Annotated in this window: 18 protein-coding genes and 1 pseudogene; 10 read left to right on the top strand and 9 right to left on the bottom strand. The window is 46.3% G+C overall.

Going from position 1 to position 20207, the window contains the following annotated elements; all coding sequences use genetic code 11:
* Positions 1-57 precede the first annotated feature (57 nt).
* Positions 58-306: a DUF6761 family protein gene (locus tag NDA06_RS12700; protein WP_190415582.1), complete on the top strand. Its 249-nt coding sequence runs from the start codon at positions 58-60 to the stop codon at positions 304-306.
* A 394-nt stretch (positions 307-700) separates the two neighbouring features.
* Here NDA06_RS12700 and grxD read toward each other — a convergent pair whose 3' ends face one another.
* From grxD to NDA06_RS12685, 3 genes are all read right to left on the bottom strand, one after another.
* The gene (gene grxD / locus NDA06_RS12695; RefSeq protein WP_190415580.1) at positions 701-1024 is read right to left on the bottom strand and encodes a Grx4 family monothiol glutaredoxin; all 324 of its coding nucleotides are present in this window, start codon (positions 1022-1024) and stop codon (positions 701-703) included.
* 69 nt (positions 1025-1093) lie between these two features.
* Positions 1094-1354 carry a BolA family transcriptional regulator gene (locus NDA06_RS12690; RefSeq protein WP_190415578.1) on the bottom strand — a complete coding sequence of 87 codons (261 nt, stop codon included), beginning with the start codon at positions 1352-1354 and terminating at the stop codon, positions 1094-1096.
* A 37-nt stretch (positions 1355-1391) separates the two neighbouring features.
* Positions 1392-2030: a hypothetical protein gene (locus NDA06_RS12685; protein ID WP_199292123.1), complete on the bottom strand. Its 639-nt coding sequence runs from the start codon at positions 2028-2030 to the stop codon at positions 1392-1394.
* A 307-nt stretch (positions 2031-2337) separates the two neighbouring features.
* On the opposite strand from NDA06_RS12685, the gene NDA06_RS12680 reads away from it, so the two are divergent.
* The 3 genes from NDA06_RS12680 (at position 2338) to NDA06_RS12670 (ending at position 5488) form a co-directional block, all read left to right on the top strand.
* Positions 2338-2634, top strand: a complete 297-nt coding sequence (locus NDA06_RS12680; RefSeq protein ID WP_206755363.1) for a hypothetical protein — start codon at positions 2338-2340, stop codon at positions 2632-2634.
* Between the two features lie 402 nt (positions 2635-3036).
* On the top strand, positions 3037-3900 hold the full coding sequence (locus NDA06_RS12675) for a metallophosphoesterase (RefSeq protein WP_348251739.1): 864 nt from the start codon (positions 3037-3039) through the stop codon (positions 3898-3900).
* 355 nt (positions 3901-4255) lie between these two features.
* Positions 4256-5488 carry a DUF4336 domain-containing protein gene (locus tag NDA06_RS12670; RefSeq protein WP_199324084.1) on the top strand — a complete coding sequence of 411 codons (1233 nt, stop codon included), beginning with the start codon at positions 4256-4258 and terminating at the stop codon, positions 5486-5488.
* Between the two features lie 509 nt (positions 5489-5997).
* Here the strand turns inward: NDA06_RS12670 and NDA06_RS12665 are convergent.
* Complete coding sequence (locus NDA06_RS12665; RefSeq protein WP_190985896.1) at positions 5998-7173, bottom strand: WYL domain-containing protein; 1176 nt, start codon at positions 7171-7173, stop codon at positions 5998-6000.
* 292 nt (positions 7174-7465) lie between these two features.
* On the opposite strand from NDA06_RS12665, the gene NDA06_RS12660 reads away from it, so the two are divergent.
* Positions 7466-8686 carry a hypothetical protein gene (locus tag NDA06_RS12660; protein ID WP_190985897.1) on the top strand — a complete coding sequence of 407 codons (1221 nt, stop codon included), beginning with the start codon at positions 7466-7468 and terminating at the stop codon, positions 8684-8686.
* 53 nt (positions 8687-8739) lie between these two features.
* The gene (locus tag NDA06_RS12655; RefSeq protein WP_190985898.1) at positions 8740-9489 is read left to right on the top strand and encodes a hypothetical protein; all 750 of its coding nucleotides are present in this window, start codon (positions 8740-8742) and stop codon (positions 9487-9489) included.
* Positions 9490-9625: 136 nt separating this feature from the next.
* Here the strand turns inward: NDA06_RS12655 and NDA06_RS12650 are convergent, their stop codons facing one another.
* On the bottom strand, positions 9626-10207 hold the full coding sequence (locus NDA06_RS12650) for a Uma2 family endonuclease (RefSeq protein ID WP_190525772.1): 582 nt from the start codon (positions 10205-10207) through the stop codon (positions 9626-9628).
* A gap of 212 nt (positions 10208-10419) precedes the next feature.
* On the opposite strand from NDA06_RS12650, the gene NDA06_RS12645 reads away from it, so the two are divergent.
* From NDA06_RS12645 to NDA06_RS12630, 4 genes are all read left to right on the top strand, one after another.
* Positions 10420-10596 (top strand): hypothetical protein, encoded by a 177-nt coding sequence (locus NDA06_RS12645; RefSeq protein ID WP_190985899.1) that lies wholly within the window; start codon positions 10420-10422, stop codon positions 10594-10596.
* A 107-nt stretch (positions 10597-10703) separates the two neighbouring features.
* Entirely contained in the window at positions 10704-13340 is a 2637-nt protein-coding gene (locus NDA06_RS12640; protein WP_190985900.1) for a response regulator, read from the top strand.
* Complete coding sequence (locus NDA06_RS12635; RefSeq protein WP_190985901.1) at positions 13337-15631, top strand: GAF domain-containing protein; 2295 nt, start codon at positions 13337-13339, stop codon at positions 15629-15631. The genes NDA06_RS12640 and NDA06_RS12635 overlap by 4 nt, the downstream gene beginning before the upstream one ends.
* 192 nt (positions 15632-15823) lie before the next feature.
* Positions 15824-17929 (top strand): S8 family serine peptidase, encoded by a 2106-nt coding sequence (locus NDA06_RS12630; RefSeq protein ID WP_190985902.1) that lies wholly within the window; start codon positions 15824-15826, stop codon positions 17927-17929.
* Between the two features lie 162 nt (positions 17930-18091).
* On the opposite strand, the gene NDA06_RS12625 is transcribed toward NDA06_RS12630, so the two are convergent.
* The 4 genes and pseudogenes from NDA06_RS12625 to NDA06_RS12610 form a co-directional block, all read right to left on the bottom strand.
* Positions 18092-18874 carry a 1-acyl-sn-glycerol-3-phosphate acyltransferase gene (locus tag NDA06_RS12625; RefSeq protein WP_190985903.1) on the bottom strand — a complete coding sequence of 261 codons (783 nt, stop codon included), beginning with the start codon at positions 18872-18874 and terminating at the stop codon, positions 18092-18094.
* A gap of 151 nt (positions 18875-19025) precedes the next feature.
* The gene (tadA, locus tag NDA06_RS12620; protein ID WP_190985904.1) at positions 19026-19535 is read right to left on the bottom strand and encodes a tRNA adenosine(34) deaminase TadA; all 510 of its coding nucleotides are present in this window, start codon (positions 19533-19535) and stop codon (positions 19026-19028) included.
* A gap of 53 nt (positions 19536-19588) precedes the next feature.
* The gene (gene grxC, locus NDA06_RS12615; RefSeq protein ID WP_190985905.1) at positions 19589-19909 is read right to left on the bottom strand and encodes a glutaredoxin 3; all 321 of its coding nucleotides are present in this window, start codon (positions 19907-19909) and stop codon (positions 19589-19591) included.
* Between the two features lie 193 nt (positions 19910-20102).
* A pseudogene (locus tag NDA06_RS12610) lies at positions 20103-20207 on the bottom strand (IS630 family transposase); the annotation flags it as partial.

The raw sequence follows: 20207 nt of genomic DNA, 5'->3' as shown, positions 1-20207 counted from the left end.
TTTCCTTCTTGCGACTTCACCCCTTATACTTCTAATTCAAACCTGATACTTCCGACCATGCTACAGGACTCTCAAACCATCCGCTACTACCAAAGACTCACCGACGCCCTCGTCGAAATGTGGAATCGGGGTTATCGTTTCGATGATTTGCGGCTGTTTTTAGATGGCTATCTCGCAGCTATGCGTCATTCTAACGTTCTGGAACCCTTTCTCATCCACCGCTTAGAAGAAGAAGTTACCCGTTACATTTACGATCCATCCAACTTTGACATGACCCAGACTCAACCTAAATCGGACTATTATTAGTTCGGGTTAGCTGCTTTGGTCAAGCTGAGGCTATCAGCATCAGCCTTGCCATCGTTGCCTGTGGATAATGTGGTTAAATTGCCTGTTAAATTGCCCACAGGGATCGGGTTTGGGTAGACAACAGCTATCTTCCGGGTGCTGTTTATCTTTGACGTTCAGCAGCTTCGGAATTTTTATACAGCCGATAAGGAAAAATTTGAAAAAAGAGCGATCGCCCTTAGTATCGTTTACGTCCTAGTCCAGTCAATAATTTTATTTAGGATGATTTAGGCTGCACAGCTTTTGAATGAGCTTTTAAATTTAGTCGCAAGTTATCCTAAACCCAGTAAAAATTCCCTCCTGGATTCTTAATTTGAAGAACCAGGAGGGAATTTTCAGTTCGTATCCCAAAGCTTTAGGAAGCTAAGGCAACTTCAACCATTTCCTGCAATTCGCCCTTTTGATACAGTTCAATCAGAATGTCTGAGCCGCCAACAAACTGACCATCAACGTAAACTTGGGGAATGGTAGGCCAATTAGAATATTCCTTAATTCCCTGCCGGATTTCCCAGTCGTCCAAAATATCAATCGTGTGGTAGGGTACGCCCAAAGTATTCAGAATTTGTACCACATTGTTAGAAAAACCACACTGGGGCATCAGCTTATTGCCCTTCATAAAGACCACAATCTTATGCTCTTTGAGCAAGCTGTCAATCCGCTCTTTTAGTTCTGGCGTCATAGTTCTGCTTGGAATGCCTCTATTTTCTAGTGTAATGCCAGTGCGCGAGAACGCAATTTTTATTCAGGTTCAACCTCGCTTGGTAGCAGCCTCCCAATCTTGGGGAGTATAGGTTTTCAGTGCTAGAGCATGAATCGCTTCTGTAGCCATCGCTTGCTGCACTGCACCGTAAACCAGTTGGTGCTGTTGTACAAGCCTTTTGCCTTCAAACTGCGACGAAACCACTGTCACTTGGTAATGGTCGCCACCGCCAGTCAGATCCTGAACTTGAATCTGGGCATCTGGCATTTTGGCTTTGATCATCGCCTCTACCTGATCTGGGCTAACCATTTAAACTCCCGTATCACTTCAAGTTGCTAATTCTAATCTACCGTTTAGGTGCAGAGGAAGATGAATTGGAGCGATCGCTCGAAGAATTAGCCGGTGCGGAATCAGGAGAATCGATAAATCCAATTTCTAGCAACTGCTGATAAGCTTTCTTGCCGAGATCCCGTGTCGGCTGCTGACTGCGAACAATCTGTATTAACAAAGGTACTGCCAAATCTGGCTGATTTTGCGCGCGATGTACCAGCGCTAGCTGATAAGTTGCCCGATCTCGAAGTTGAGCAGCTTCTACAGCCTTGCGGCGTTGGCTCTCGTAAACTCGATTATCAATTCCCGAAAAACTAGAACCCAGTTGTTGATAGAAATTTGACAACTGGTTAAAAACCTGACGAGCCTCTTGGAGCTTCTTGGCGGCTAGAGTATAGTTTTGCGAAGATACAGCACTATCTGCCTCACTCAGCAAACGGTTCCCTCCTGCCATACTTAATAAGCCACTGTCCGGATCGATCGGGCGCAGATTGTTGGGATCGGTTAAGTCTGGTTGTGTTTGACTGGTGTCTTCTGGTAAAGCAGGCATTTGGTTCTGAGCCTGCACGGGTTGTAGCAGAGCCAAAGACACTGTCAAAGGTAGGCCAGCAAGGCAGGTAAAACCGAGGCGTCGAGCAGTTCCAGAAGATACCATAAAATAACCCTATTGGGGGGCTGAAAACAGAACGATGACAAACTTTGGGTATCTTAACATTGTCGGACTCACCAAGTTTAAGACCAGCCGCTGATAAATTCCCAAAGTCATGCCCTGTTTAGATTGACAAAACTATAAAAAAGTTTCCGAATATTCTTTAATAATATAAAAAATAAGGGTGGAGATTTTACGCGCAAAAGCTCAAATATCCCTAGAGCAATTCCATCTAATCTGATAAAGGACTGCGAATTTGGGCGGAGTCAAGGATTTCAATTGGATTTGTAGCCTTGTCCCGTCAACTTGCATCTTGTCCCTGCTGGTTGAAACCACCGTCACCCGTTCATCTGGCGCTAGGAGTTCCGCTAAGGGTCGATCCGCTATTTTTAGCTTAAATGGAGATGAGCGGGCGATCGCGCGATCGGCGTCAGTCCGTAGCGATTTCCCAGCACCTCAATATCTTGTACACGAACAGGATATTGAACGTGTCAATTCAGCGATAGCGATCGCATCTTCTATTATCTTGTTGCTGCGGCTTGCTCAAGAAGAAGCGAATCTTTCCCTTAAAATTAACCATAAATTATCTGAACTAATTCGTGTGGCTTAACTCGGAAGCCAGCCACTAAGGACTATCAAGCAGTTATTTGAAGCGGCAGAAGAACAAGAGAAATAGGAAACGATTAGGCAAAGGCAAGAAGCCGAAGTAAGACACATCAAAGCGTTAGAGACGTTAGCCAAACGGGAAGCCGATGCTGAGAAAGATGTCGAACGGCTGCTAGGAAATTCTTAGGCGCAAGCTTATGATGAGGCGGTGAAGTTACTTTTGAACCTCCAAGATTTAGCACTCAATAAAAACCAAAAGCTAGCTTTTCGGACACGCCTAAACCAAATTCACGAGCAATTACAGTAGACGCCCTGCTTTTATAAAACGTTTAAATAATGTAGGTTTATATCAAACCTACATCTTGCTTCCAATCGGTCAGTGCCAGGAATAGCAGCAATTTCGCAGTTGAACTGGCGTCAAGATGACAACGTCTTTTCAAGGCAAACGCTACCCTTAAGCCCTATGCGGATTGCTTCTATTTCCGACCAACCCATTCATGAAATCCCCTTTATTACCGCTGCTGCGGCAGGTCATCTCCAGGTGGTTGAGCAAGTTTTACCGATTTTATCGGCAGAAGCTGACTCACTTCCACCTGGCTTAGACGCCATCATCATCGCTAGCGATTTACAGGGTATCAATCCCACAGATGGACGCCTTCTCGGTCATCGTGTTGCGGAAGAATTAGAAACTTTAGCGCACCTGGGACGGATTCCATCACCACAGAAAACAGGCATTATCTTGGCAGGCGATCTTTACGCACGAAGCGATAAACGTGGGGGTGAGGGAGATGTCCGCGAAGTCTGGCAATCTTTCAGTCATCGTTTTCGCTGGGTTGCTGGAGTTGCAGGAAACCATGACATCTTGGGAAACACGCCAGAGGAAATTCAAACCTTTAAAAAGGGGCGAGGTATCCGCTATTTAGATGGTGAAATCGCTGTGGTTGATGGATTTCGCATCGCAGGCATCTCAGGGATTATCGGTAAACCGACTAAACTTTGGCGTCGTTCAGAAAAGGATTTTCATCAAGCTATTCGCCAACTGCTCAAGGAATTACCAGATATCCTAATTTTGCACGAAGGCCCCAACGATCCAGACGCGAAACTTATCGGAAATCAGTCAATTCGCGCTGAACTTGCCACAGCGAACGAGTTGTTAGTCATTTGCGGTCACTCCCATTGGAAGGTGCCGATGACTACTTTATTCCCAGGAGTCCAAGTTCTCAATGTAGACAGCCGCGTTGTTGTCCTCACGGTGGCAAAGTCGGGGTAATTTGCTGTAAACCTTTTTTAAGGGCAAAGGGGATAAATCATCAACGGAAAAATCGGCTTTCTCCCATTCCTCCAGGTTCCCACTCCTTTATCCTCTAAAAAACCTACCCTTGTGAGGGGGTTAGGTGTGCTTTATATAGGAAGTATCGATCCTAATAGGGTAGAAAACGAGCGTTCGTTTAAAGTCTAATTGTCATGAGGGTCTAGATTTTAGATAAAAATAAGTTATTGAGTCAAAAGTTTGCTTTCCTCCAGCAGCTAGAAATTCGACAAACACGGGCGTCAGCATTCATGAAGAAGGGGAAGGGGTCGTGGAGTGGATAGAACCGCTAAAAAAAGCGCACCAGACACACCTATTGAAGGCATCGTTTGGGCAGGGGCAAGATAGTTTGAGTATCAAACCTGGAGACTCGTCATGGCCTTTTTGGCTGGCTGTGCCACTCTACCCATACAGTCGGCGGCGGACACTCCGCAAAGAAGTCGTGAAGGACACGATCTGGACTTTTGACCAGATGCAGGGCATCCTCTACACTGTTGTACCGATTCGCATGACCGTCGTTAAGCTCTCTGAAGGGGGTCTTCTGGTCTATGCTCCAGTCGCGCCGACCAAAGAGTGCATCCGGCTGGTTCAGGAGTTAGAGGCGAAATACGGCGATGTTAAGTACATCATCCTGCCAACCGCTTCTGGCTTAGAACACAAGGTTTTCGTGGGGCCGTTCGCTAGATGCTTTCCTTTGGCACAGGTGTTTGTGACTGAGAACCAATGGAGCTTTCCAGTGAATCTGCCGCTGAGTTGGCTTGGTTTCCCTAGCAAACGCACTCACGTACTTCCGGAGAATAGCAAGGATGCGCCCTTTGCTGAGGACTTTAATTATGCGGTGCTGAGCATCGACTTGGGGCGAGGGTCGTTTGAAGAAGTTGCTTTATTGCACAAGCGATCGCGCACGCTGCTGCTGACAGATTCGGTACTTTCGGTGCCAGAGTCTCCGCCAGAGATTGTCCAAGTTGACCCATATCCCTTGCTGTTCCACGCCAGAGATAGCGCCTTGGAACGGGTTGAAGATACTGAGGAGAATCGTCGCAAGGGATGGCAGCGCATTACGCTGTTTGCTTTGTATCTACGTCCCAGTGCCTTGGAAATGAGCGAGCAGGGGCAGGCTTTGCGCGATGCCCTGAAAGCACCGGATCGGTCCAAGAAGGCGTATTTCGGTTGGTTTCCCTTTAAATGGAAGGCTCAGTGGCAGCAGTCCTTTGAGGCGCTGCGAGGGAGCGGTCGCCCGTTCGTGGCACCAATTCTGCAATCGTTCATTTTCACCCAAGATCCTCAGGCAGTCCTTGATTGGGCGGACGAGGTGGGAAGCTGGAACTTCCAGCGAATTATTCCCTGCCACTTTGATGCGCCGATTGAGGCAACTCCCGATCAGTTCCGGCGGGCGTTCACCTTCCTGAAGAAGAAGTCTTCTATCGGTGAGGGTTTCTTAGGGGGTGGAAGTCAGCCTTTGCCGGAGGAAGACTTTGAATTTATCAGGGAACTCGAAGAAAATTTGACTAAGCGTGGCATCACATCGCCACCGAAAGAAAAGGTATGAGACAGTGATTTTTGTAATTAGGTTCTTAGCCTGAATATACTTCAATCACTATACCCCCAACCCTTCCTTCGTCAGCTCTGCATTTGATTCCATCTATATAGCAGAAGTGGCTTTTGTATTCTTCTTCGTCGTTGCTGTCTGCATAATATGCGATGTATCCACCTGACATGGAACTATTGTAAAAATGCAGTTTTCTGCCATTAATATCTGTCGCTTTACTGCGACAGTCACTACAAATGTATTCCGGGTATCTAAGAGAAGGAGTTACCTCAGCATGGCAAATGGGACAGGTTTGTGTGGTCATGCTCAAAACTATTTCTATACCTGTATGACTATAGCCTCAACTTAATCAAAACAACTGCTCAATAAGACAGGCAGGAACATGTTGATTAAGTATGGCTGTAGGATTAATTACCCTGACTAAAACAGGAGCGATCGCTTCCCGTGCTGTTTCGGTTTTGGAAAAGTGGATTTAGAGGGGAAGAACGCGATCGCTCTGAGCAATCTAGTTAATCTGAAGAATACTGGGCAAGTAAGTCTTGTGCCATTTTTCGATGTTTCTCAACTAAGTAAGGAGGAGTGAGAAACCGCACATTGCCCATAAAACGACAAGCCCAGTAACAGAATTCATTGAGCGAGCGCTGAGGCAATTCTATGCTGTACTCTAAATACTCTGGTTTCCCATCCTTCGCCTTTGACCCCAGAGTAATGTTTTGTCTGGGATGACGTTTCTCACCTTCCTGAATAAACGCCATTGCCTCTCGGAAAAACCGAACAGTCACTTTTACAAAGAGTAACTGACCTTGACGCTCTAGTTGCTGCTCTTGCCTTGTTCCTAAATAGATTCCCCACCCTGTTTCCAGTAGTTGATGGGCTATCTGCAAACTTTGCAACTGGTATTGTTTGCCTCGACCCAAAGCCTCTATCAGTTTAAAGTACTCGCTAAAGCGATCGAGTCTAGACAGTGCCAAGTGCCCAGTCTGGTAATGTTCGTGCAGCAGATACCAAGCAACATCTGAATATACAAGTTGCAGAGGATAAACCCGTATGAGGTGCATACCCTCACTCTGATTCTGATAAGGATTACGACAACGATAAATCTCAATTACTTGCCCTTTTACAATTGCAGTTTCTAATTCCTCTAACAACTCGAATAATGAGCCTCGGTACTTACTTTGAGACATCATCTCTTCGGGATCGGTATAGATGATTGCTCGATTAATCTGGGTTCGTACTGGATAAAATATGTTCTCGCGCAATCCCAAACCCCGTAGTCGTCGCTCTAAGGCTTGATATACCTTGCTAACTTGCGGATCTTGTTGATACTTCGCCTGAGAATACAGCGCATTCACTGCAACCTGTAGCTCCTCTCGGCTCATTGCACCCGTGCCCAAATAGTATCCCCACCGATAAATGGATTGATCGAGAATACCGTAGCGACGTAGAACCTTTAGATCCTTACGGATGGTGTGTTCTGTATAGAGAGGTAGGTCGATTCCAACCTCTTGTGCAACGTCCCGAAGACGGGCTAAAACCTCTCGTGAGGCATTGTGATGTTTTCCAGAGTTGCCATCTGGCGAGTCAACGTACCCTACACCAGGGTACTTTACCAGTGTGGCAACTAGCAGCATCAGCCGCTCAAAGGCATGGCAGTCGGAATAAGAATGAATTGAGGCTCGGCTCATCTTATGCTGTCAAACAATAGAAAGTATTTTACCGAAATAAATTAATAACCTTGAAAGCCAGATAGCATCTGCCTTTCTGCAAAATTATTACTTTTAACCTCAGTATCATGAATTTATAGAAACCAGCAGAACTCCCGATCTAAGATGCTTTCTAGATTGTCGATTTCACATTAGGAATATTCCTCATATGCAGCATTGCCCCGACTGTCAACATACACTTCCCAACCGTGAAGACCTTTTCTACTGTCCAAAGTGCCTGACTCCACTACGATGTAAGAACTGCAAGGCACCATTGGAACTTGGTGCGGTGGGTTGTGTTGCATGTGGTACGCCTATCGGTGAAGCCGGAGTCGCTTCAAACACTTGTACTCAAACTCCTCTTAATAAGGGCATTCAGGATGTTCCTCTTAACACCTTGAAGTTTGTTGAAAAGAGTAAAGGTCATTCATGCTCGTTTGAGGCTTCGTTAACGAATGAGATGGGAACTAGCTTAGGTGGTACTGCGCTAGCCGCAATTATCGGACGCACTTCAAACGGTATTCCTAGGAATGGTCACGCTAAAGGGCAAAACATCTATTCAGACGAAACCCAGCAACTCTCTTTGTTTGACTTGAATCAGAACCAGGATGAGATTGTAGTGAATGCCCCAATTCAACATACTCTTCCTCCTGCCGAATCCAGAGTAGATGCAGAAAAATTGCGGGACATCTTTCGCTATAACGGAGAGCAACTGCGTCTCAAGGAAACTCGGCTAAAAGCTAACAATAAACTAGATGCATCACGGCGTCTAGTTTACCTGTTCTTGTACGCCCATGAACTAGAAGGACGGCATGAAATTCCGCGCACAGTCCTTAATGAGGAACTCAAAAAAGCTGGATACTACGCTACCAACGTAGTTACCTGGATTAGCAAGAGCTCCGATCTTTTTCGGGAAGAAGATAGAGTAGGATTGCAAAAATCGGGTCGCGAGGAAGCGCAGAAAGTTCTTGCAGAAATCCTTGATCCTAATATTCAAAGCAAATGGAGCTTGAATACAGGTGGAGGGACACGAGGAGCAAAATCTAACGGTCAAGGAGATGAGAGCGCAGACAGTTCTCCCAAAAATGGTAGTCGGAAAAGTAATAGCTTTTCTCAAACTGTAGAGTCATGGGTTACTGCATGGAAAACTCTCTCCTTGAATATTGACGGATTTGCAGCTATCAAAGACCGCTCGACTTCAGAGAAAGGAATCTTTGCTTTGTGGGCTGTGGGCAAGGCAACTAGTGAGCCTGAACAGGTAGCCTCCAGCTATATGATCGCCCAGTTTTTGTACCTTACATTTGGTATCAAAGTAAGTGAGCGCAATCTCGGTCGGAGCCTAGGAGAGATTGCTGGACAGGGTGCTTTAATCAAAGTTCAAGGTGGATTTAAGCTACTTTCACCTGGCATTGCTGAAGCGGAAAAGATGGCAGGATTTGCACCGAACATCTCACAGACCACGAATTTACCTCAAGATTCTGAAAATTCGCCGTGATGAAATTAACAAGTTACTAACTTATCCAAGAACTTTTGGGAGATTAGCTCGCTGTGCAGTTACAAGACATTGTAAGCAGTATCACGGACTTTAGCGTATGGTCTCACGCTCAGAAAATCTGCTTTTTTGCTTGGTATATACACTCCTATCGCAATCAGGAGCGCTTTAACCAAGCCGACCTTAGAGCTTGCTATGACGAGCTTTATCTGGATAAGCCGTCTAATGTTAGCCCATATCTCGCACAGTTACGAGATAGAAAGCCCAAGGAGGTTGTTCAAGATAAGCGGGGTTATTATTTAGTTCGGCAAGTCAGAGAAAAATTTGAACTGGAGTATGGTCAACGCCAAACTGCCATTCAAGTTGAGCAGCTTTTGCTAGACTTGCCTGACAAAGTATCCGATCTGGCGGAACAAGTTTTTCTTCAGGAAGCGATTGCTTGTTTTCGCTGTGGAGCTTTCCGTGCAGCAATCGTCATGTCTTGGAATTTAGCGTTTGATCACTTATGTAATTATGTGCTGAAGTTGCACCTGACAGCTTTCAATATGCAACTTCCAATCAAATATCCAAAGCGCCACATTACACCGATAGCAACGAGAGATGACTTCAGCGAATTGAAGGAGTTTGATGTGATTGAGATTTGTAAATCTGCAAAAATTATTTCTGGCAACCTTCAGAAAATATTGCAGGAAAAGTTAAGACGTCGTAATATGGCTGCTCATCCCTCAAGCGAAGTGATTTCACAGCTTCAAGCTGAGGATTTCATAAGCGATTTAGTTAATAATGTAGTACTCAAATTGGTTTAGTCCTTTTGCTACAGAAAATCGAGCGGTGCGATCGCTCCCGCAGCTATTTCAGTAAGCTGTAACCCACTTCAGCAAAGTATTGTGGAACTTGGTTTCCGATGCCGTTGGCACGACCAAAGAGCGATCGCTATCATATTCACGCATCAGCATTCTGAAGTCCAGGGACTTTTCGATAGATGGAGGCAATATCGCAGCGAAAATCGATACTTGCAAAGTAAACTTCATCTCCTTGGCGGTAGATTTGAGAAACCCAATTGCCTGAATCGGAAAGGCGAAAACACTCGACACTCATCTGAGATTGATGAATTAACACATATTCTCGTAAAGATGGCGACGTTTGATAGTCAGCAAATTTCTCTCCTCTATCAAAAGCTGCTGTTGAGGGAGATAGCACTTCAATGACCAAGATGGGATAGAGGATGAAGTCATCTGTAGAGTTTGTATCCCGCTCATCGCAAGTTACTGCAACATCGGGATAGTAATAGCAGTCTGCTGACTCAAGCCTGACTTTAATATCTGAAGAAAGAACAATGCAGGGGGCGTGTTCAAGGTGATTATTGAACAAAGTAACTAAGTTGCCAGCAATAATAATATGAGGCTTCTTTGCCCCTACCATTGCATAAACTTGCCCTCGCCTATACTCATGTTTGATAGGACTGACTCGCTCTCCCTCTAGGTAATCTTCTTTGGAAATGTAGAAGTTTTTGCTAATAGTCATTGGGTAGTTTTTCAAAACGAGTGGCTATTTCGGCAATCTGTAACCAACTTTAACAAAGCATTGCCGAACTTGGCTTCAGATTCAGTTGACACAACAAAATAGCGATCGCTCTTTTGTTACTGACGGTTGTATACCCGGAAACACACCTTATTCATCCTGTACTCCCCTAGATAGAGAAAGGGAAAGTAACGACCGTAGAACTTGTTAAAGTAGTGATACTGTGGGGTCTTAATGCAGTCGTTTTTAAAGCGATCGCTACTCGCGCAACATTCCAACCCCCCTGCAATTTAACGCTAGGCTCAGATGCGCTACTTGTGGATCAACAGCAACTCAAAGCCCTCAAACAGGAATTAGCATGGGCTGGGTTGCTAGTTTCCGAGCAATTCTAAAAACAAAAATTATAAATTGACATAACCGCAAGAATGTAGAGAAGGATGAAAGTGGTGTCTACCTCCAGGTATGTCAGCCAGACAATCCATTGATAGTTGATATAACAATGATTCCCGATAACGAAGCTGACCGACTCGCCGCCGTGCGTCGCTACGACATTCTTGACACACCTCCAGATGGAGCCTTCGACCGAATTACAGCTCTAGCTGCCCGGTTTTTTAATGTCCCGATTTCCATTATTAGCATCGTTGACCACGACCGGATCTGGTTTAAATCCCATCATGGGCTAGAAGTTCAGCAAATTGGACGCGAACCCGGACTGTGTGCCAGTGCGATTTTGCAAGAAGACGTTTACACCGTTCTGGATGCCAAAGTAGACCCCCGCACGTTTGTAAATTCCTTAGTAGCTGGGGAATTTGGACTTCGCTTTTACGCGGCGGCTCCCTTGCAGACACGCGATGGTTTCAACTTAGGCACTATTTGTGTAATCGACTCTCAACCCCGTCAAGTGACCGAAGCAGAAAAGGCAACTCTCAAAGACTTAGCCGCCATCGTCATTGATGAATTGGAACTGCGACTCTCCGCTCAGAAAGCCGTACAAGCTGAAGTCGCTCTACGGATGGCAGCACTGGAAGCAACGCGATCTAAAAGCGAATTTCTGGCGATGATGAGCCATGAAATCCGCACTCCGATGAACGGAGTCATTGGGATGGCAAGCTTGCTATTGGATACAGAACTAACGTTCCAGCAACGAAAGTTTGTCGAGATTATCAGTAGCAGTGGCGATTCCTTACTGAAAATTATTAATGACATTCTCGACTTTTCAAAAATCGAGTCTGGCAAGCTGGAATTAGAAGAACAACCTTTAAACTTGTTAGATTGCATTGAAGCTGCCTTAGATTTACTCGCTCCCCATGCTTTTGAAAAAGGCTTAGAACTTGCTTACCGAATTGAGACAGGAACACCTAGCATCGTGCTAGGAGATGAAATCAGACTGCGCCAAATTCTGGTGAACTTGCTAAGTAATGCAATTAAATTTACTTCGGCTGGAGAAGTCGTGGTTTCTGTAACAGCAACAGAAGTAATGGTTAATCAGGAGTCAGCAATTAGTCACCGGCAAGAAAACCAATCATCCATTGCCCCTGATTCATTCCCTAAAACCTATTACGAAATCCAATTTTCCGTCAAAGATACCGGAATTGGGATTCCTTCAGACCGAATCAATCGTTTATTTAAGTCGTTTAGCCAGGTTGATGCCTCTACCGCCCGTCAATATGGGGGAACCGGCTTGGGACTGGTGATTAGCAAACGCTTGAGTGAAATGATGGCGGGTCAGATGTGGGTTGAAAGCGAAGTGGGACGCGGCTCCACCTTTTATTTCACGATCGTCGTCCGAGATTTTCCTGGCTGTCCACTTGTTGAACTCGATGCTGTCCAGCCGCAGTTAGCTGGAAAACGGCTATTAATTGTGGATGCCAACGTTACTAGCCGCCAGATTTTGATTTTGCAAACGCAATCTTGGGGAATGATGCCGAAGGCAACTGAATCGGGTGCCCAGGCGTTAAACTGGCTTCGGCAAGGAGAGCGTTTTGATATGGTGATTCTCGATAGGCAAATTTTAGGGATGGACGCCTTGAGCCTAGCGACAGAAATTCGCTCCTTACCGAACGCTCAAGCATTACCCGTGGTGATGTTGACAACGTTTGGCAAGGAACCGGGGGGGAAACAGTTAGATCGAGTAAAATTTGCAACCTTCCTGAATAAGCCGATTAAACAATCTCAGCTTTACAATACCTTGAGCGATCTGTTGGTACGAGAGCCGATCAAGGTGCATCGCGCACCCTTTACTTTCCCTGAGTTTCAGCTCCCCTTTGCCGAAAGTCTTCCCCTCCGAATTCTTGTCGCCGAAGATAATCGGGTGAACCAGAAGGTTGCTTTGCACATACTTCAACAGTTGGGATATCGAGCCGATGTTGTTAACAATGGGTTAGAAGTGCTGGAATCTTTGCGGGGTCAACCCTACGATCTGCTGCTGCTGGATGTGCAGATGCCAGAAATGGACGGTTTAGAGACGAGTCGTAACATCTGCCAAAAAGAATTGGCAACCGATGGGAGCGCAAAACCTTGGATTATTGCCATGACGGCGAATGTCATGCAAGGCGATCGCGAAACGTGTCTGGAAGCTGGCATGGACGACTATATCAGCAAGCCGCTCCGGAAGGAAGAGTTAGTTCAGGCTTTGCTGAGGTACAGGGGCACTGAGGTGCAGGGGTACAAAGGTGCAGGGAAGTCGGGGATTGGGGAAGTCAAAAAAAGAGAGGGCGAAGCCACTACTTCACTGAATACTGAGTGCGGACAGGGTAGCGATGTAACATTATCATTCAGTACTCCTATTGATGCGAAGATCCTGGAAGCATTTGCTAAAACAGTGGGAGGGAAAGCCTCAAATTTATTGACTCAATTGATTCATTGCTATTTAGAAGATGCTCCCAAACTGCTGCAAGCAATGGAGACAGCAGTGAGTAACCAAGATGCGATCGCGCTCAGGCAAGCATCTCATACTTTGAAAGCCAGCAGTGCCGCTCTTGGGGCAGTACAACTGGCTACTTTGTGTAAACAGCTAGAAGCGATGAGCCGGACTGGAGAAATTGCGGGTGCATCCAAAATTGTTGTACAGATTGAAACAGAGTATGAAAAAGTGAAAACGGCTTTGCAGATGGAAGCACAATCAAGTCAGCAATGAATATTACTTGCACCGAACCAGATTCCTACCTCGTCCTGATTGTTGACGATGACAAATTCACACGGATGCAGCTGCGCGCCATGATTGAACACGAAGGCTACACAGTGGCAGAGGCAAGTGATGGAGAGGAAGGCTTAGCTGCTTACATCAGCCTACATCCAGATATTGTGTTGCTAGATGCGTTGATGCCGATTCTGGATGGCTTTAGTTGTTGTCGCCAGTTAAAATCACTTCCTCAAGGCGATCGCACACCTGTTTTAATCATTACCAGTCTTGATGACCGAGAATCTGTCAATCAGGCGTTTGAGGCAGGTGCTACCGATTACGTGACTAAGCCGGTTCACTGGGCAGTGCTGCGCCAACGGATGCGTCGTCTCCTCCAAGCGAGTCGAGCAGCGGAAGAATTACGGCAGCAAAATCAGCGACAACGGCTAATGGGAGCGATGCTGGAGCGCATCCGCCAATCTCTGAATCTAGAAGAAATTCTCAATACTACAGCCAGCGAGGTGCGGCAATTTCTTCAGACCGATAGAGTGGTAATTTATCGCTTCAATCCAGATTGGAGTGGCATGGTGGAGGTGGAATCTGTAGATGAGCGCTGGACTCCTATCTTAGGGAAAACCATTGTAGATCCATGCTTTGCCGAAAACTATGTCAAGCCTTACAAACACGGACGTATCCGAGCTACGGAGGATATTTACAACGCTGGCTTGAAACAGTGTTACATCGATTTAATGTCTCAGTTTCAAGTCAAAGCTAATTTGGTGGTGCCCATCCTGCAAAACAGGTCTGAGGATAGGGAACCGGGGAGCCGGGAGGAATCTTCGCTCAGTCCCCAAATAGCCCCTAGCACGGATAGCACTCAGTTATGGGGGCTGTTGATTGCTCATCACTGTTCGCAACCTCGGCACTGGCAACCGTGGGAGATTGATTTTCTCAGTTCGTTGGCAATTCAGGTAGCGATCGCGATTCAACAATCTGAACTTTACCAACAGGTGCAGCGGCTCAACACAAACCTCGAACACCAGGTACAGGAACGCACCAGCCAGTTGCAGCAAGCTCTCAAATTTGAAGCGATGCTCAAACGAATTACTGATAAAGTGCGTGACAGCCTTGATGAGAGCCAAATTTTGCAAACAGCCGTGCAAGAATTAGCACAAGTGCTGGGAGTTACATACTGCGATACGGCGTTATATGACATTAATGGGGCTACTTCCACGGTTTGCTATGAGTACACGCTTTCCATGCCTTCATCTGAGGGAAGCGAAATCCAAATGGCAAGTAATCCGGCGATTTACTCCCAACTATTGCAAGGAAAGCATTTACAATTTTGCAAAATAGGCCCTAACCCAATTCAGCCGGTTTCCGGTGAATTTTCAGTTTTGGCTTGTCCGATTTTTGATGACCAAGGGGTTTTGGGCGATCTGTGGTTATTAAACGATCGGGAATATATTTTTAACGAACTAGAGATTCGCTTATTACAGCAGGTTGCTAATCAATGCGCGATCGCAATTCGCCAAGCCCGACTTTACCAAGCTTCACTGGCTCAAGTTGAGGAATTAGAAAAACTCAATTTTCTCAAAGATGATTTTTTGAGTACGGTTTCTCATGAGTTACGCACCCCCGTATCCAACATGAAAATGGCAATTCAGATGTTGGAAGTGATTATGGAAGAAACCTGCAATTGGCGGGATGAAATCGCTAATAAAAGTGCGGAGAGACACCCAGGTTATTGCTATTTTGAGCTGTTAAATAATGAGTGTGACCGAGAGATTAATCTGATTAACGATCTACTCCACTTACAGCAACTCAATGCAGAGGCGCATCCTTTAGAAAAAACAGCGATTCATCTACAAGACTGGATTCCCCATATCGTAGAACCTTTTGAACAGCGAACCCACAAACACAAGCAAATCTTACAAGTAGAGATTCCCGAAGAACTGCCGATTCTAATCTCCGATCCATTCTGTTTAGCACGCATCCTCACCGAGCTGCTGAATAATGCTTGTAAATATACTCCGCAAGGAGAAAAAATTAAGGTAGCTGTCCATGCTAAATCAGAAAAGCTTCAGCTCGAAGTGACTAATTCTGGAATCGAAATTCCTACAGATGAAATTCCCCGAATCTTTGATAAGTTCTACCGCATTCCAAGTAATGACCCGTGGAAGCATGGCGGAACTGGTCTAGGACTGGCATTGGTTCAAAAAATGGTAGCTTATTTAGGAGGAACAATTAAAGTGGAAAGCGAATCTAAAATCACCTGTTTTTTAGTTGAACTACCGATTTTTTGATTTTAGTAAAACTTGTTAGCAGACAATAAAGTAATTTGCAATAATTGTCAAGAAATCTAAAAATTTCATTGGGATTAAAAATACAATATTGATAAAACAGAAAGGAAGAATCAAGAGAAACTATGATGTTACAAAAAGAATAGAATTGCTATAGAGAATAAAAATAAAAAATTAAAACTTAGCTGTTTACCAATGAGCAATGACCAATCTGCGGCTAGTGTGCCAGAAGAAAGCGTCGGTCGTATTTTACAGCGGGGGGGTGAAGAACTGGCATTGGAGAAAGTGAGCGATCGCTTCACGGTCCGCCCCGCTACCTCCGACGCTGCATCTGAGGAGTTCGCGCAAACCATTCCCGCCCAAGCACACCAGGAAATCCCCGGTAGAAGCGGGATGACTCCTCCCCTACAAGAATTTATTGTTGACCCATCCCAACGGGACGAAGCCATGCAGGCGGCAAGAGAATCTGAGGACGTCGCCTTTGCCAGTCATGTCTATAAACTTAAAGAGAATCCGCAAACGTTAGTTTACCTAACGGATCAGGTGACTATTCAGTTTGCCCCATCGGTGGATGAAGAAACCCAAAGAGCGATCGCATCATTATTTGGCTTACAATTGCTGCGACCCGTTAGCGGTATTCCCAACACCTTCGTCTTCGAGGTCAGTCCGCAAGCACGGGAAAATCCCATTAAAATTGCCAACCGCTTAATGGGGCGACAAGAGGTACTTACCGCCGAACCCAATATCGTTGTTCGACAAGAAAAGCACTACCGACCCAAAGATTCCCTCTATCCCAAGCAATGGTATCTCAACAACCTTGGCGGATCTCAGATAGCAGCCGGTTCTCACATTTCGGTTGAGAAAGCCTGGGATATCACCAAAGGCATCCGTTCCATCGTTGTCGCAGTGGCAGATGATGGCTTCGACCTCAACCACCCAGATTTTCAGGGAACCGGCAAAATTGTTGCTCCTAAAGACTTCAAAGAACAAGACTTCTTGCCGCTACCTGGAGACGACAATGAAAACCACGGAACCGCCTGTGCTGGGGTTGCAGTCGCAGAAGAAACCGGCACCGGCATTGTGGGAGTTGCCCCAGGCTGTGCCCTGATGCCCCTCCGCACCACCGGCTATCTGGATGACGAAACCATCGAACAACTCTTTGACTGGGCTACCAACAACGGTGCTGCGGTCATTTCCTGTAGCTGGGGGCCAGCAGCCGTCTACTTTCCCCTGTCTCTGCGGCAACGCGCCGCCCTAACTCGTGCCGCGACCCAAGGACGAGACGGTAAAGGCTGCGTCATCGTCTTTGCTGCCGGGAATGCAAATCGTCCCATCAGTGGCACGATTAACGAGCAGGGATGGCCTAATAACCTGCTAAAAGGCCCTACCCAGTGGCTAGGCGGTTTCACCGTTCATCCAGATGCGATCGCAGTTTCTGCTTGTACCAGCCTCAACAAAAAATCTGCCTACAGTAACTGGGGAACCAACGTCTCTGTCTGTGCCCCCAGCAACAATGCCCCGCCGGGAATGTGGTTTGAACAAACCGGCTATGTCAGTACCGTCCCCGAAGTCAGAGCATTGCTGCCTGGATTGGGCATCTTTACCACTGACCGACTCGGAGCCGCTGGCTACGACAGCAGCAACTTCACCAGTGACTTTGGCGGCACCTCTAGTGCTTGTCCCGTGGTCGCAGGCGTTGCTGCCCTCATTCTGTCAGCTAATCCCGATTTAACTGCAACAGAAGTTAGGCAAATTCTGCAACAAACCGCTGACAAAGTCGTTGACCCCGACCCCGACCCCCAATTGACTTTTCGATTAGGCAGTTACGATGCAAACGGTTTCTCGCAGTGGTTCGGCTATGGCAAAGTCAACGCTTTTAAAGCTGTTCAAGCTGCCCAGCAGCAGCGCGTCCAACCCTCCCAAGCCTCCCAAGCCTTGCACGGACGCAATGACAACCTCGTCCCCATTCCCGACTACAACTCCCAAGGCGTTACCAGCGCAATTAACGTAACTTACGCCAGTCCTTTACGAGATATCCAAGTCAGCGTCAACATTCAACACCAGTTTTTGGGGGATATCGAAGTTAGCGTGAGGAGTCCTAACGGAATTACGGTGCTGTTGCAAGGTCGCACTCTGGGTTCTACAACTCAATTGCAAGCCACCTACACGCTGCAAAATACACCCGCACTCCAGCAACTTCTCAACAAACCCGTAGCAGGCATCTGGCAGTTGTGGGTCGTGGATTATGCCCAGATGGATACAGGAACTTTGAACAGCTGGGAATTAACCTTGGGCATCTGAGTAGGGGCACTGCTGTGCCCCTACTCAGTCTTTTATCGGCAATCAGAGTATATTGCTGGATATATAGAAATAGCGGTAATGGTCGTGAGTAATGAGCCGTCTCCCATTACTGATTCCCTAAAAGCTCTTGTTTGCGAATGAATGAGAATTTCTATAGAAAGGTTAAAACGATGACTGAGCGCCCGATACTTCATTTAAAGGGGGAGCAGTAGAGAGCGTATCCGCCTCTTCTACTTCGCATCCATCTATCTGTTTAAGCACCGCTTCTAAATCGGCGGTTAGTTTTTTCGCACTTTGTTTTGGCGTATTGCTGCAATAATTCGCGACTGAGATCGGCTCACCAATGTTAACTTTTATACCGCAGCCCCAATGCGGCACTGGGCTGCCGTAACGGACGCTAATCGGCACAATTTTGACATCCAATTCTGGTTGGCTAGATTCCACTTGCAAGGCAATGCGCGCCAAACCCGTCTTGAGGGGGTGAACTTGCGTATCCTGGTAGATGCCGCCTTCCGGGAAGATGACCAGCACTTCTCCCTGGCGGAGAACTTCGACGCCATGACGAAAAGTGCCAACTCCCGGATTTCGGGTATCTACTGGGAACCCTCCCATGCGGCTGATAAACCAGCCTTGCCACCCTTTCATTTCATCCGCTGACACCATAAACCGCAGGTCACGACCCGTCACAGGTTGTCCAGCCGCATGAGGCACGACAAACGCATCCCAGCGAGAGCGATGGGTAGGAGCTAGGATTACCGGCCCGGTAGCGGGGATATTTTCTTGTCCGGTGACTTCGGCTTTACCAAAGTAAAAGGGAATGACAAGATATTTTGTCACCTTATAGCCTAAGGAAGCTAGCCAAGGTAAAACACGGGAAGTAATAGGAACTACCTTGACAGGTTTTGGTGTCTCTATCGTTTGTTCAGAGGGGTCGGGCTGAGTCATCACGAATAAAACTTCTCACAGCATCCATAATTCCAGCTTATGTATGATTACGGCATCTGTCTTGTAGTAGAAGGACAGTTCTCATGCTGTCATTAGCAGAGTAAAAGTAAACATAAATAAGAGCAATTTTTTTGTTTTGCCTTTTGCCTTTTTACTTTTGACTTTTTAAGCGCCGTTGGGCAAACCAAGATTGCAGATGTTGGCGGCAGGCAGACTCTAAGATACCACTTATGACCGGCAAGCGGTGGTTAGAGCAAGCGCTATCTGGAATATTGGCAACGGTACGAATCGCGCCAGTTTTTGGATCGTCCACACTGTAAACGAGAAGTCGCAGACGTGCTAGCGCGATCGCACCAGCGCACATGGGGCAAGGTTCTAAGGTGACGTAGAGCGTGCATTCGTTAAGGTGCCAGTCCTGCATTGCTTGCCCAGCAGCTCTAAGAGCTAAAATTTCGGCGTGGGCAGTCGGGTCTTTGTCACGTTCTTTGCGATTTTCACCCTCTGCAATCAAGTTACCATCTGCACTCACAATTACTGCTCCCACTGGCACTTCCCCAGCATCACCCGCCTTCTCGGCAAGTTCCAGCGCTTGAATCATCCATTGTCGGTGAACTAGGTAAGCAGAGTCCTCAATTTCCGGTGGCGGAATCTCAATAGCCATGCGCTTGTGCCCGTACCGACTATACAAACGAAATTCACCTGTGTTGGCTGATTCTAGCCTTGAACGGTGGGTTGAGCCAGTAGGGGGTCTAATTGTCCGCCTGTATTCAATTGATAGAGGTCATCGCTCCCACCAATGTGCTGCTCATTGATAAAAATCTGCGGCACGCTTCGACGCCCGTTGGCACGTTCAGCCATCTTTGCTCTGGCTGCCTCATCACCATCAATTTTATACTCAGTAAAGTTGACGCCCTTCCACCAGAGCAACATCTTGGCTCTGATACAAAAGGGGCAAGTTTGCCAAGTATAGATTTCAACGTTGGCTTTGTTACGTTCTGGATGACGCCCTAGGATTGGATTAAGAAAGTCAAACATTTTAGGATTTTTAAATTTTCTAGATTTGGATATGTGTTTAGCTGTTGGCATTCAGCAATGCGCCTTCGTTTAATTTACCAAGCCCAGGGCTGAGTACCTCTGTTTAAACTAGATCGTTTTTTCAAACAAGACAACAACTACAATATATTAATAAGTTTAGCAAAATAAAAAATTAATTTTATTAATTAAGTGCTTAAGCAAAATTAATTACATATTCGGTTCCGATTTTTTTTAGCACATTTTTGACATACTTTACTAAACTTTTCCAGTCCCGATAAGCCTCTATCTCTATCCATTC

Source organism: Trichocoleus sp. ST-U1 (assembly GCF_039961835.1).
Taxonomy (GTDB): domain Bacteria; phylum Cyanobacteriota; class Cyanobacteriia; order Cyanobacteriales; family FACHB-T130; genus FACHB-T130.
This window is presented reverse-complemented; position numbering and strand designations above follow the sequence as displayed.

Coding starts and splice junctions, on each gene's coding strand:
- NDA06_RS12685 (WP_199292123.1), bottom strand. CDS start 2,030: ATGGTATCTTCTGGAACTGCTCGACGCCTCGGTTTTACCTGCCTTGCT.
- NDA06_RS12635 (WP_190985901.1), top strand. CDS start 13,337: ATGAATATTACTTGCACCGAACCAGATTCCTACCTCGTCCTGATTGTT.
- NDA06_RS12650 (WP_190525772.1), bottom strand. CDS start 10,207: ATGACTATTAGCAAAAACTTCTACATTTCCAAAGAAGATTACCTAGAG.
- NDA06_RS12700 (WP_190415582.1), top strand. CDS start 58: ATGCTACAGGACTCTCAAACCATCCGCTACTACCAAAGACTCACCGAC.
- grxD (WP_190415580.1), bottom strand. CDS start 1,024: ATGACGCCAGAACTAAAAGAGCGGATTGACAGCTTGCTCAAAGAGCAT.
- NDA06_RS12690 (WP_190415578.1), bottom strand. CDS start 1,354: ATGGTTAGCCCAGATCAGGTAGAGGCGATGATCAAAGCCAAAATGCCA.
- tadA (WP_190985904.1), bottom strand. CDS start 19,535: ATGGCTATTGAGATTCCGCCACCGGAAATTGAGGACTCTGCTTACCTA.
- NDA06_RS12630 (WP_190985902.1), top strand. CDS start 15,824: ATGAGCAATGACCAATCTGCGGCTAGTGTGCCAGAAGAAAGCGTCGGT.
- NDA06_RS12665 (WP_190985896.1), bottom strand. CDS start 7,173: ATGAGCCGAGCCTCAATTCATTCTTATTCCGACTGCCATGCCTTTGAG.
- grxC (WP_190985905.1), bottom strand. CDS start 19,909: ATGTTTGACTTTCTTAATCCAATCCTAGGGCGTCATCCAGAACGTAAC.
- NDA06_RS12625 (WP_190985903.1), bottom strand. CDS start 18,874: ATGACTCAGCCCGACCCCTCTGAACAAACGATAGAGACACCAAAACCT.
- NDA06_RS12640 (WP_190985900.1), top strand. CDS start 10,704: ATGATTCCCGATAACGAAGCTGACCGACTCGCCGCCGTGCGTCGCTAC.